The sequence below is a fragment of the Streptomyces pristinaespiralis genome (genome assembly GCF_001278075.1).
Lineage (GTDB): Bacteria > Actinomycetota > Actinomycetes > Streptomycetales > Streptomycetaceae > Streptomyces > Streptomyces pristinaespiralis.
Genome location: NZ_CP011340.1, coordinates 7,617,276 through 7,629,704, shown reverse-complemented (window position 1 = coordinate 7,629,704; position 12,429 = coordinate 7,617,276). Strand labels below are relative to the sequence as shown.

13 protein-coding genes are annotated in these 12,429 nt (G+C 71.7%); 7 read left to right on the top strand and 6 right to left on the bottom strand.

Annotated features, from left to right (window positions below):
• Positions 1-62 precede the first annotated feature (62 nt).
• Entirely contained in the window at positions 63-983 is a 921-nt protein-coding gene (locus SPRI_RS32845) for a glutamate ABC transporter substrate-binding protein (protein ID WP_053557596.1), read from the top strand.
• Positions 984-1,107: 124 nt separating this feature from the next.
• Here the strand turns inward: SPRI_RS32845 and SPRI_RS32840 are convergent, their stop codons facing one another.
• From SPRI_RS32840 to SPRI_RS32825, 5 genes are all read right to left on the bottom strand, one after another.
• On the bottom strand, positions 1,108-1,536 hold the full coding sequence (locus tag SPRI_RS32840; RefSeq protein ID WP_005320862.1) for a pyridoxamine 5'-phosphate oxidase family protein: 429 nt from the start codon (positions 1,534-1,536) through the stop codon (positions 1,108-1,110).
• Between the two features lie 222 nt (positions 1,537-1,758).
• On the bottom strand, positions 1,759-3,978 hold the full coding sequence (locus SPRI_RS32835; protein ID WP_005320861.1) for an NADP-dependent isocitrate dehydrogenase: 2,220 nt from the start codon (positions 3,976-3,978) through the stop codon (positions 1,759-1,761).
• Between the two features lie 182 nt (positions 3,979-4,160).
• Positions 4,161-4,313 (bottom strand): hypothetical protein, encoded by a 153-nt coding sequence (locus SPRI_RS38970; RefSeq protein ID WP_005320860.1) that lies wholly within the window; start codon positions 4,311-4,313, stop codon positions 4,161-4,163.
• 279 nt (positions 4,314-4,592) lie between these two features.
• Complete coding sequence (locus SPRI_RS32830) at positions 4,593-5,252, bottom strand: response regulator (protein ID WP_005320859.1); 660 nt, start codon at positions 5,250-5,252, stop codon at positions 4,593-4,595.
• Between the two features lie 2 nt (positions 5,253-5,254).
• The gene (locus tag SPRI_RS32825) at positions 5,255-6,256 is read right to left on the bottom strand and encodes a HAMP domain-containing sensor histidine kinase (protein ID WP_005320858.1); all 1,002 of its coding nucleotides are present in this window, start codon (positions 6,254-6,256) and stop codon (positions 5,255-5,257) included.
• 363 nt (positions 6,257-6,619) lie between these two features.
• Between SPRI_RS32825 and SPRI_RS32820 the strand changes: the two genes are divergently transcribed.
• The 5 genes from SPRI_RS32820 to SPRI_RS32800 all read left to right on the top strand — a co-directional run bounded on the left by SPRI_RS32820 (position 6,620) and on the right by SPRI_RS32800 (position 9,776).
• Positions 6,620-6,946 (top strand): TraR/DksA family transcriptional regulator, encoded by a 327-nt coding sequence (locus SPRI_RS32820; protein WP_005320856.1) that lies wholly within the window; start codon positions 6,620-6,622, stop codon positions 6,944-6,946.
• 49 nt (positions 6,947-6,995) lie between these two features.
• Positions 6,996-7,358: a TraR/DksA family transcriptional regulator gene (locus tag SPRI_RS32815; RefSeq protein WP_005320854.1), complete on the top strand. Its 363-nt coding sequence runs from the start codon at positions 6,996-6,998 to the stop codon at positions 7,356-7,358.
• On the top strand, positions 7,355-8,179 hold the full coding sequence (locus SPRI_RS32810; RefSeq protein ID WP_053557595.1) for a rod shape-determining protein: 825 nt from the start codon (positions 7,355-7,357) through the stop codon (positions 8,177-8,179). The genes SPRI_RS32815 and SPRI_RS32810 overlap by 4 nt, the downstream gene beginning before the upstream one ends.
• Positions 8,176-8,796, top strand: a complete 621-nt coding sequence (locus tag SPRI_RS32805) for an Rv1733c family protein (protein WP_053557594.1) — start codon at positions 8,176-8,178, stop codon at positions 8,794-8,796. The genes SPRI_RS32810 and SPRI_RS32805 overlap by 4 nt, the downstream gene beginning before the upstream one ends.
• Positions 8,797-9,041: 245 nt before the next feature.
• Positions 9,042-9,776: a PepSY domain-containing protein gene (locus tag SPRI_RS32800; RefSeq protein ID WP_063805367.1), complete on the top strand. Its 735-nt coding sequence runs from the start codon at positions 9,042-9,044 to the stop codon at positions 9,774-9,776.
• A gap of 83 nt (positions 9,777-9,859) precedes the next feature.
• Here SPRI_RS32800 and SPRI_RS32795 read toward each other — a convergent pair whose 3' ends face one another.
• Positions 9,860-11,362: a SulP family inorganic anion transporter gene (locus SPRI_RS32795; RefSeq protein WP_005320850.1), complete on the bottom strand. Its 1,503-nt coding sequence runs from the start codon at positions 11,360-11,362 to the stop codon at positions 9,860-9,862.
• Positions 11,363-11,758: 396 nt separating this feature from the next.
• Here SPRI_RS32795 and SPRI_RS32790 point away from each other — a divergent pair, with 396 nt between their 5' ends.
• On the top strand, positions 11,759-12,160 hold the full coding sequence (locus SPRI_RS32790) for a MerR family transcriptional regulator (RefSeq protein ID WP_053557593.1): 402 nt from the start codon (positions 11,759-11,761) through the stop codon (positions 12,158-12,160).
• Positions 12,161-12,429: the final 269 nt, after the last annotated feature.

Here is a 12,429-nt window from a genome sequence, read left to right as displayed (position 1 = left end):
AATGACACTCGAACCATCGACTCCTTACTCTCCTCGCAAAATCGAGTGAAGGATGTCGCACCATGAAGGCCTACAAGTCCGCCGCCGCGGCGATCACCGTGCTCGCGGTCGCACTCACCGCAACCGCGTGCGGCGGCGACTCCGAGAGCGCCGGTGACGGCCCCACCCGGCAGGCGAAGGCCGAGGACCTGCCGAAGCTGCCCACCTACAAGGTCGCCACGGACGTCGACATCGACTCACCGACGCTGGAGAAGGCGCAGAAGGCCGGAAAGCTCGTCATCGGCGCCAAGAACGACCAGCCCTTCCTCGGCTTCGAGGACGAGAAGGGCAACCGGTCCGGCTTCGACATCGAGATCGCCAAGATGATCGCCGCGGACCTCGGCTTCTCCGCCGACAAGATCGAGTTCAAGACGGTGGACACCGGCGTCCGCGAGGCGGCGATCTCGAACGGCGAGGTCGATCTGTACGTCGGGACGTACACGATCAACGAGGAGCGGAAGAAGAAGGTCGCATTCGCCGGCCCTTACTACATGGCGGGCGCCGACCTCCTGATCCGCGAGGACGACCGGACGATCGCGGGGCCGTTCTCGCTGGAGGGCAAGACGGTCTGCTCGGCCAAGGGCTCGACCGCGCTCCGCGAGATCAAGAAGCCGGAGTACAACACCCGGACGGTCGAGACGGCCAAGTACACCGAGTGCGTCCAGCAGTTGCTCGAGGGCAAGGTCGACGCCGTCACCACGGACGACGCGATCCTCAAGGGCTACGCCGCCCAGCACGCGGGCAAGTTGAAGGTCGTCGGCCAGCCGTTCACGGAGGAGCCGTACGGCATCGGTATGGCCAAGGACGACGAGGCCCTGCGCGACGCCGTCTCCGACGCGCTCCAGGCGCACGACGAGAACGGCGACTACAAGCTGGCGTACGACGCGACACTCGGTCTGTCCGGCTCCCACTACGTGGGGCCGCCGATGGTCCAGCGCGACTGACCGCACACCGTGTACGGCCGTGGCGGACGGTGCCGAAAGGCGCCGTCCGCCACGGCCGTACACGTCACGCCGCGGCGTTCACCTCACGCCACGGCCGTTCACCTCACGGGCCGCGCCGGGAGCGTCACGCCTCGCCGAGGTCCGAGCTGATCCAGCGCTGCGGGCGCATCCGGATGACCATCTGCTCGCCGTGCTCCTTCCAGGCGAAGTCCACATAGGCGTCGACCTTCGCGGGGTCGAGATAGCGGGCGGAGATCTCCACCAGCTGCTCCCTGGTGGCCGGGACGCTCTCGACGACCGGACCCTCGACGGAGACGTAGCGGACCGTCGGCTCGATGCGGTCGACCATGAGGGTGAAGCGGCCGGCGGCCTCGATCGCCTTCGCCTTGCGGGAGTCCCGGGCGGTCATGACCCAGATGTCACCGCCCGGTTCGTACTGGTACCAGATCGGCACCGTCAGGGGCGCCCTGCCGTCCTCCCCCGCGTCGACCGCCAGCGCGGCGACGAGCGGCTCTGCCAGGAACTTCTCTCGGTCCTCACGGCTGAGTGCCACGGGTGACTCCCTTTGCGTCCACGGTCGGCCGCCGTCCGGGCCGTGCCCGGCCGGCATGTCCCTCACGTCAACCGCCGTGCGGGGCTGCCGTGTTCCCGTGTTCGCGCATCCCCGTGCCGCCCCTTTCGCCGTGTTCCCGTGCGGACGCAGGCCGCCCCGGCCGGGCACGAGTGCCGGCCGGGGCGGATGCGCGTGCGGCGCGGACGGTGGTCCGCCGCCGTGTCAGCCCAGGATGGCCAGAGCCTGGTTGAAGGTCTTCGACGGACGCATGACGGCCGCGGCCTTCTCCTCGTCGGGACGGTAGTAACCGCCGATGTCGGCCGGCGAGCCCTGCACAGCGATCAGCTCGTCGACGATGGTCCGCTCCTGCTCGCCGAGCGTCTTGGCCAGACCCGCGAAAGCCTCCGCGAGCTGCGTGTCCTCGGTCTGCCGGGCCAGCTCCTGGGCCCAGTAGAGGGCCAGGTAGAAGTGGCTGCCGCGGTTGTCGATGCCACCGAGCTTGCGGCTCGGCGACTTGTCCTCGTTGAGGAACGTGCCGGTGGCGCGGTCGAGCGTGTCGGCGAGGACCTTGGCACGGGCGTTGCCCGTGGTCGTCGCGAGGTGCTCGAAGCTGACGGCCAGCGCGAGGAACTCGCCGAGGCTGTCCCAGCGCAGGTAGTTCTCCTTGACGAGCTGCTGGACGTGCTTCGGGGCGGAGCCGCCGGCGCCCGTCTCGAACAGTCCGCCGCCGTTCATCAGCGGGACGACCGAGAGCATCTTGGCGCTGGTGCCGAGCTCCAGGATCGGGAACAGGTCGGTCAGGTAGTCGCGCAGCACGTTGCCGGTGACGGAGATGGTGTCCTCGCCGCGGCGGATGCGCTCCAGGGAGAAGGCGGTCGCCTTCACCGGCGACATGATCTCGATCTGGAGGCCCTCGGTGTCGTGCTCGGCCAGGTACGTCCGGACCTTCTCGATCAGCCGGGCGTCGTGCGCGCGGTTCTCGTCGAGCCAGAACACGGCCGGGACGCCGGTCGCGCGGGCGCGGGTGACGGCGAGCTTCACCCAGTCCTTGATGGGCGCGTCCTTGGTCTGGCACATGCGGAAGATGTCGCCGGCGCTGACGGCCTGCTCCAGCACGGCGTTGCCCGCGGCGTCGACGACCCGCACGGTGCCGGTGACCGGGATCTCGAACGTCTTGTCGTGGCTGCCGTACTCCTCGGCCTTCTGCGCCATCAGGCCGACGTTCGGGACCGAGCCCATGGTGGACGGGTCGAACGCGCCGTTGGCACGGCAGTCGTCGATGACGACCTGGTAGACACCCGCGTAGCTGCTGTCCGGCAGGACGGCGACGGTGTCCGCCTCCTGGCCGTCCGGGCCCCACATGTGTCCGGAGGTGCGGATCATCGCCGGCATGGAGGCGTCGACGATGACGTCGCTCGGTACGTGCAGGTTGGTGATGCCGCGGTCGGAGTCGACCATGGCGAGGGCCGGGCCCTCGTTCAGCTCGGCGTCGAAGGACGCCTTGATCTCGGCGCCGTCGGCGAGCGACTCGAGGCCCTTGTAGATGCCGCCGAGGCCGTCGTTCGGGGTGAGGCCGGCCTTGGCGAGGGACTCGCCGTACTGCGCGAAGGTCTTCGGGAAGAAGGCGCGCACCACGTGGCCGAAGATGATCGGGTCGGAGACCTTCATCATCGTGGCCTTCAGGTGCACGGAGAACAGCACACCCTCCGCCTTGGCGCGGGCGACCTGCTCGGTGAGGAACTCGCGCAGGGCGGCGACGCGCATCACGGAGGCGTCGACGACCTCGCCGGGGAGGACGGGCACCGACTCGCGCAGCACGGTGGTGGAGCCGTCGTCGCCCTTGAGCTCGATGCGCAGCGAACCGGCGTCGCCGATCACCGCGGACTTCTCGGTGGAGCGGAAGTCGTCGGCGGACATCGTGGCGACGTTCGTCTTCGACTCGGGGGTCCACGCGCCCATGCGGTGCGGGTGCGCCTTGGCGTAGTTCTTCACCGACGCCGGGGCGCGGCGGTCGGAGTTGCCCTCACGCAGGACCGGGTTGACGGCGCTGCCCTTGACCTTGTCGTAACGGGCGCGGATGTCGCGCTCCTCGTCGGTCTTAGGGTCGTCCGGGTAGTCCGGCAGCGCGTAGCCCTGCTCCTGCAGCTCGGCGACGGCAGCCTTCAGCTGCGGGATCGAGGCCGAGATGTTGGGCAGCTTGATGATGTTCGCCTCGGGCGTCTTGGCGAGGGCCCCGAGCTCGGCGAGGGCGTCGTCGATGCGCTGTCCCTCCGCGAGGTACTCGGGGAACTGCGAGATGATCCGTCCCGAGAGCGAGATGTCACGGGTCTCCACGGTGACACCGGCCGTCGAGGCGTACGCCTGGATCACAGGCAGGAACGAGTACGTCGCCAGGGCGGGCGCCTCGTCAGTGTGCGTATAAATGATGGTCGAGTCAGTCACCGGGTGCTCCGCTCTCCACGTCTGCAACATTGCTCGACATCAAGATATCCCGTGATCGCCCGCCACTCGACAGGGCCCTGCCCGCGGGCCGCGCCGCCTCCGGTGCGGGCGTCGGGGTCCGGGCGCACGTCACCGGCGGGCCTGAGAGCTTCCGGCCCGCCGGGGCGCCCGCACCGCGCGGGCTAGCGGCCCGCCAGCACGTCGCTGAAGTCCATGACCCGGCCCATCTCCCGCAGGGTCTCCTCGGCGGTCCGCCGGGCGTCGGCGGGAACGTCGCCGCGCTCCTCCACCAGGTCCGCGTAGATCGGTGCCTCGGAACGGTCTGCGGAACTCATCTCGAACAGGGTCCTTTCACAGGGGGTCGCCTCGTCGCCGCGCCGACCGCGGCCGAGAGCAGTGACCGAGTGTAGGAGGTGGTGTCGGCGACCCTGTCGGCGGCCCTTCCTCCCCGTCGGCGCCGCACCGGGCTCCCGTGCCGGGCAAGGGTTCGAGCGGCGTCGGGGTTCGAGCGCGTCCGGACCCGGAGCCCACCTGCGCTCGAGCGCGTCCGGACCCGGAGCCCACCTGCGCTCGAGCGCGTCCGGACCCGGAGCCCACCTGTGCTCGAGCCGGTGTCAGGGTTCGATGAGGCCGGCCCTGATCGCGTAGCGGGTCAGGTCGAGGCGGTCCCGCAGACCGAGCTTGCGCAGCAGGTTCGCGCGATGACGCTGGACGGTCTTGACGCTGATGAACAGAATCTCCGCGATGTCCTTGGAGGACCGGCCCTCAGCGACGAGTTTGAGGACCTCCTCCTCACGCGCGGTGAGGATCTGGTCGGGCGTCTCGTGGCCCTGCCTGGCCCGGTCGAGGTAGTTGCGGATCAGCGCCGTGACCGCGCCCGGGTACAGGAACGGCTCCCCGCGCATCGCGGCCCTGCACGCCGCCAACAGGTCCCTGTCCGCCACCGATTTGAGGACGTATCCGCAGGCCCCGGCCTTGAGCGCCTGGAAGAAGTACTGCTCGTTGTCGTACATCGTCAGCATGAGGATGCGCAGTCCGGGCTGGAGCGCCGCGAGTTCACGGGCCGCCTGGAGGCCGGTCATCCGGGGCATGGCGATGTCGAGGACGGCCAGGTCGACGGTGTGGCTGCGGGCCATGGCGATCGCCTCCGCGCCGTCGCCGGCCTCCGCGACGACCCGGAGACCGGGCTCACCGTCGAGGATCAGCCGCACGCCGCGCCGCACCAGCGCGTGGTCGTCGGCGAGCAGGATGCGGATCTCGTCCGGCTCGGGCACGGCTACGCCACCTCCTTCCCGGCGCGTGCCGTCCCGGCCGACACCGCCGGGACGGGGGCGGAGCCGTCGGGCACGGAGAGGGACACCCGGGTGCCCCCCGCGCCGTCCGGCGCGATGTCGAGGGTTGCGCCGATCAGCAGGGCCCTTTCCCGCATGCCGCGGATCCCCGCGCCCTCGCGGGCGAGACCGGTGCCGCGGCCGTCGTCGGCGATGCTCAGCACGACGGCGCCGGGCGCACGGCGCACGGCGAGCCGGACGTTCTCCGCCTCCGCGTGCCGCGCGATGTTGGTCAGGCCCTCCTGGGCGACGCGGTACAGCACCAGCTCGGTCTCCCGCGCGAGCGCCGGGAGCGCGGCGTCGAAGTCGCGCTCGATGCGCAGCCCGGTGTGGGTGGCGAAGTCGGAGCTGAGCGCGGTGAGCGCGCTGACCAGGCCGAGGTCCTCCAGCACACCGGGCCGCAGCCGGCGGGCGAGCCTGCGCACCTCGTCGAGGCTTTCGCGCGTGGTCTCCTGCGCCTGGCGCACCTCGGCCCGCAAGGGCTCGGGGGACTGGTCGGCGAGACGTTTCAGCGTGAGCAGCACGGCGGTCATGCTCTGGCCCACCTCGTCGTGGAGTTCCTGCGCGATACGGCGGCGCTCGGCCTCCTGCGCCGACAGCGCGCGGGCACTGCTGGTGGCGCGCTCGGTCTCCAGCCGCTCCAGCATGTCGTTGAAGGTGCTGATCAGTTCGGCGACGCCGCCCTGTCCGGGCGGTCCCGGCAGCCGCTGCCCCGGCCGGAGCAGGTCGACGGTGGTCATGAGCCGGGTGAGCCGCTCCAGCGGCGCCAGTCCGATGCGCAGCAGGGCCGCGTTGGCGACGAGCATCACACCCAGGCCGCCCACCAGGATGACGGCCTCGGTGAGCAGTACCGGCACAGAGACGGTCACCGGCGCCCACAGCAGCAGCGCCGTCGCCAGACCGAGGACCAGCGCGTTGAGGGCGAAAATCCGCCAGAACAGTGACACGGCGTACCGGACCTCCACAGTCTTCGCGGTTTGCCATCCACTATGGGTCACCGCCGGGCACGACCCGCACCCGGGGCTGCTCAGCCTGCCCCACCCATGGAGCGCCTGTCGATCGGCAGCACAGGCCGTTCGCGCCGGTCACGGGGCTCGCGGCCCCGCACCGCGTGCACTGCCGGCCCCCCGGGAAATGGGTGCTGGGACCGATGGTGCGGGCCCGGCGCACCGGCGAGGGTTGCGGTCATGAACCCTTCGCCCTCCCGCCCCCTCCGGCGGGAGCACGGTGTCCTCGCGGGAGCACGGGTCGTCCGGGCGCACCGCGAGCGGACCCCCACGGCGTTCGACTCCCTCGGAAGGACTCCTCCCATGTCGCTCGACGCGGCCCGCTCCGACTCCCTTCCCGAGCGTCTCACCGCCCACGAGGTCGGTCAGCGTCTCCAGCACGAGCGCAACTCCCGCCTGACACAGCTCGAGGCGATCGAGCAGGAGGGGAACGACGCCCCGCGCGAGCTGATGATCGCGCAGAAGACCTCCATCCGGCGGGTGCTGGCGGAGATCGACGCGGCCTTCGTACGGCTGGAGGCGGGCGGATACGGGCTCTGCGAGGAGTGCAGGCGGCCCATTCCCGTCGAGCGTCTGGAGATCCTGCCCTACGCGCGCTGCTGCGTCGGCTGCCAGCGCCGGACGTCGTGACGGGCGGGGCTCCCGGTCCTGTCCTTCGTGCACCTGGAGGGGTGATTTCGTGAACCACCGGATCGCCGACGCCGCGGCTCCGCTGTCCGCCGACGACCTTGCGGCGCTGCGCTCGAGCCTGACGGAGCAACGCGCTTTCCGCCTGGAGCAGTTGGAGCGGTTCACCCGCCCGTCGCGGGCCGGTGACGCGCTCCGCCGGCGGTCGGCCTCACAGCTCGAGGTACAGGTGAAGCTCAGCGCGTCCGCGCGCATGGTCCTGTCCGACGTGGAGGCCGCGCTGGAACGCATGGACCAGGGCCGGTACGGCCTGTGCCAGGTCTGTGCGCGCCCCATCCCGCTGGAGCGTCTCACCGTCGTGCCGCAGGCACGCTACTGCGGGCGCTGCCCGCGGGGCGGGGAGGCCGGACGGTGACCGGCTTCGGTGTCCGGCCCGGCGGGCGCCGTCGATCGGCTCGGCCCGTCTGCCGTACCTGCCCGCGCTTCGCCATCGACATCGGCAGCTCCCGCACCCGGGCCTGGTCCCCGGGCCGCGGTGTCGTCCTCGACGTCCCGACCGTGACGTCGCCGGGCGCCGAGGCCGTGTACCCCGTCCGGCGCGGTGACATCGTCGACCCCGAGGGCACCGCCCGGATGCTCGAGCGGCTGTTCCGGCGCCGGGTTCCGGGCTTCAGCCGCCCGCTGATCGTCATCACCACACCGGTGCTCGGCGGGCCCCGGTTCCGCAGCGCGGCCCTCACCGCGCTCGAGGTGCTGCATCCCCGTACGGTCCTGACCGTCCCCACCGCGAAGGCCATCGCGCTGGGAGCGGGCGCGGACCTGGGCCGGCCGCTGCTCGTCGCGGACATCGGCGCGCACGTCACGGAGGTCGCGCTGCTCTGCGACGGCGAGGTGACGGACGCGTACCGCACGTCGCTGGGCACCGGGGACATCGGCGGCTCCGTCACCTTCCGCGACATCTCGGGGGCGGTGGTCGCCATGGTCACCGACATGCTGCGGCTCGACGAGTCCGAGCAGACCCTGGACGCCCTGGGGCGGGGTCTGCTCCTGGCGGGCGGCGGCGCGTTGCGGCCGGAGTTCACCTACGACCTCACGGGGCGCTTGCGGGTCCCGGTCCAGCCGGTTCCGGCGCCGCACACGGCCGCGCTGAGGGGCGCCTCGTACGTCATGGAGTCGGCCCACCGCCACCCCGCGACCGGCGCGGAGGAGTACGTACCGGAACGGGGGACGAGGTGACCGCCCCCCTGCCCCGGGCGCAGCCACCGCCCGCGCGGGCGCGCGTACGGCTGTGGCGGTGGCGGCGCGGCCCCCTGCGCCGCCGCTCCGACGCGCTCCAGGCCTGGACCGGGCTGGTGCTGGCCCTCGCGGTGGCGGCGGCCGCGCCCGCGGCGACGGTGATCGTGCACAACTCCGTGCACGGTTCGCTGCGGGCGGGCGCCGCGGCCGACGCCCGCTCGCGGGCCCCCGTCGACGCGGTGCTGGTGCGGGACGTTCCCCGCCACCCGGAACCGGGCTCCGAGGAGGCCCGCCACACCCTGTACCCGGCCGAGGTCCGCTTCTTCGGCCCCGACGGGCGGCCGCGCACCGGGCAGGCCGATGTCCGGCCCGGGCTGTCCGCGGGCAGCACGGTCCGCGTGTGGCGCGACGCCCAGGGGCGTCTGACCGATCCGCCCATGGCGGCGGGCGAGATCCGCAGCCGTGCGCTGGGGTGGGCGGCCACGGCGGGCGTGGCGGTCGCCCTCACCGGGGCGGGCGCCTACGGCGTGACGGCGATGGCGCTGGACAGAAGGCGCGACGCCGGATGGGAACGGGCCTGGGCCGACACCGCACCCCGGTGGACGACGTCGGTGTGAGGCACCCGCCCGGGTGCGGTGCCGGTGGGGTCGTGGTGCCGGGCGCGGCCGTGTCGGTGGGGCAGAGGTGGCGCCGACGGGTGGGGTGCTGTGCCGACGGGCCGGGACCTCGCCGCCTGGGGCGCCGGCGGGCTCGCTCCGCGGCGGGTCGGCAGGTGCGGGCCGCCGCCGGTGGGGCGGACGCGATCGGGTGATCTTCGCGGCAGGCCGTGTCTCCCGGGGAACCAGGGGTTACGCGTGGCGACATGAACGTAACGACTCATGCCCTTCGCCTTCGGGCCGCACTCCCCGCATGTCTCCTCGCCTGCTCGGCTCTGTTCCTCACCGGCTGCGGCAGCGAGAAGGGGAACGAGGTGAGTCCGGCGGCCGCGCCGACCGGCAGCCCCACCGACACGGCGCGCCCCACCGGCACAGCGAGCCCGACCGGCTCCCCCAGCCCCACCGGCACCGAGACCCGGCTCACCGACGACCAGGCCGAGCGCCGCGCCCTCGTCCCGGCCGCCACCGTCACCTGGGACAAGGCGGCCGACACGGCCGTCGGCGAGGTGTCGGGCAGCAAACTGGTCGAGATCGAGCTGACACGCGCGGAGAGCGACAGCACCGCGAGTCCCGCACCGAGCCCGGGCAGCCCCCAGTGGGCCGCCGAGGTCGCCACCCAGGACGGCACCCGCCACACCGTCCACATCGACGCCGCTACCGGCCGGGTGCTCCCGTCGCAGCCCGAGGGCGAGCAGAGCGCAGAGGACAAGCGGGAGACCGCCGACCGGCTGAGCAAGGCCAAACTGACGGCCGAGCAGGCGGTGAAGACGGCGACCGGGCAGAAGAAGGGCACCGTCGTCGCCGTCCAGCTGGACGACGACGACGCCGGCAAGGTGGTCTGGTCGGTCGACGTCGTCACTCAGGACGACTGGTACAAGACGACCTACGACGTCGACGCGGCCAACGGCGAGATCCAGCGCGAGGAGGTCGACCGCGACTGACGCCGCCGCACACCGGCGGGCACAGGAAGGACAGCGCCCCTGCCGGCGGCCCTCGGACCGCCGGCAGGGGCGCTGTGCGTCGCTCAGTGCCCGGCTGTGAGCCGCCCGGCGAGCCTGTCGTGCATCTCCGCGCTGGGCCTGTTCAGCCCGACGATGGTGACCTTCTTGCCGCGCTGCGCGTACTTGTTCTCGATCGCGTCCAGGGCGGCGACCGAGGACGCGTCCCAGATGTGGGCGTCGGTGAGGTCGATGACCACGTCGTCCGGGTCGTCCTTGTAGTCGAAGCGGTGGACGAGGTCGTTGGAGGAGGCGAAGAAGAGCTCGCCGGTGACCGCGTAGACGGCCTGCTTGCCGTCCGGGTCCACCACGCCCGTGACCTCGGCGAGACGCGCCACCCGCCTGGCGAAGATCACCATCGCGGTGACGGAGCCGAGGACGACACCGATGGCGAGGTTGTGGGTGGCGACCACGGCGGCGACGGTGACGAGCATGACGGTCGTCTCGCCCACCGGCATCCGCTTCAGCGTCTTCGGCCGGATCGAGTGCCAGTCGAAGGTGGCCGCCGACACCATGATCATGACGGCGACCAGGGCGGCCATCGGGATGTCGGAGACGACCGGCCCGAAGACCACGCACAGCACCATGAGGAAGGCGCCGGCCAGGAAGGTGGACAGCCGGGTGCGGGCGCCGGAGACCTTCACGTTGATCATGGTCTGGCCGATCATGGCGCAGCCGCCCATACCGCCGAAGAAGCCGGTGACGACATTGGCCACGCCCTGGCCGATGGACTCCCGGGTCTTGCTGGAGCGCGTGTCGGTGAGGTCGTCGACGAGCTTGGCCGTCATCAGCGACTCCATCAGGCCGACCAGCGCGAGCGCGAAGGCGTACGGCGCGATGATCGTCAGCGTCTCCATGGTGAAGGGCACATCGGGCAGTCCCGGCACCGGCAGCGACGAAGGAAGCGCGCCCTTGTCGCCGACATCGGGCACCGCGATACCGGCGCCGACGGTGATGACGGTCAGGACCACGATGGAGACCAGCGGCGCGGGAACGACCTTGGTGATCCTGGGGAAGAGCACCATGAGCACCAGACCGGCGGCGATCAGCGGATAGACGGCCCAGGGGACGTCACGCATCTCCGGCACCTGCGCGATGAAGATCAGGATCGCGAGGGAGTTGACGAAGCCGACCATCACGCTGCGCGGCACGAACCGCATCAGTTTGGCCACGCCCAGCGCGCCGAGCACGATCTGGAAGAGTCCGCCGAGGATCACGGCGGCCACGAGGTACCCGAGGCCGTACTGCTGGTTCAGCGGCGCGATGACCAGAGCGACCGCCCCGGTGGCGGCGGAGATCATGGCCTTGCGGCCGCCGACGACCGAGATCACCACGGCCATCGTGAACGACGCGAACAGACCGACGGCCGGGTCGACCCCCGCGATGATGGAGAACGAGATGGCTTCGGGGATCAGCGCGAGCGCCACCACCAGGCCGGCCAGCACCTCGGTCCGGAAGACCTTCGGCGAGGCGAGCCAGTCGGGCGCGGACATGCGCAGCCGGCGTCCTTCGGACAGCGAAGAAGACATGCAACCGTTCCTGTTCGGGCGCACACGTCCATCCGCTGAACACACGCGCTGAGTATCTCGACCCCGCACGGATCCGGTGCGGAGTCCCCGGCGGCCGGGCCTTGGGGCCTGCCGGACGGAGCGGCAGCTGTGGCAGCCACCGGTCGGGCATCATCGCCCGGAAGTCTGTCGTCCCACCGCGCTGACACCTGGGCGGGGCGGCCCTCGCCGTGCACGGCACAGGTCGGGCTCTCTGCCCGGAACTATACCCTGACGTGAGGGAAGAGTTTGCGGAGGTGCCTGCGCATCGCGGGCCGACGGCATGCGGCCCATAGGATTCGAGCTCGTATTCTGAGTCGCTTCGAACCACGGAAACGTGGCGTGAGGCAGGCGTGAGGCAGAGGAGACGGCAGGGCGATGGCTGAGCGCCAGATGCAGATCGGCGAGGTGGCCGAGCGGACCGGCTTGTCGCTTCGAACGATCCGCCACTACGAGGAGGTCGGCCTCGTCACCCCTTCCGCCCGCAGCAAGGGCGGCTTCCGCCTCTATACCGAAGCCGACGTCGAGCGCCTGATGGTCATCCGGCGGATGAAGCCGCTCGACTTCTCGCTGGACGAGATGCGGGACCTGCTGGAGATCACCGACCGCATCGCGGACAGCGCGGACCCGCCGGCCGCCGAGGAGCGTGAACTGCTCCACGCCCGCCTGGACTCCTACCGCCAGGTCGCCGACGCGCGCTGCGAGAAGCTCCGCGCCCAGCTGGTGGCCGCGGAGGACTTCGCGGCGACGCTGCGGCGACGAATGGACGCGGCGAGGTAGTTCTGCGACCTCGGGCCGCGCTGGGGTGTCGATGAGCCCGGGCCGGGCTCCCCTACGGATGGCCCCGGCCGCGCTTCCGTGCGGATGACACCGGGCCCGGCTGCCGTGCGGTGAGCCGAGGGCAGGGTGCGGCGAGAGCGAACCGGCGCCGGGTGCGGCGCGCGTGCGCCCAGGGCAGGGCAGCGTGAACCGGGGGCCGGGCGCAGCACGCGTGCGCCCGGGGCAGGGCATCGTGAACCGGGACCGGGTGGACCCGGGCCGCCTCAGCC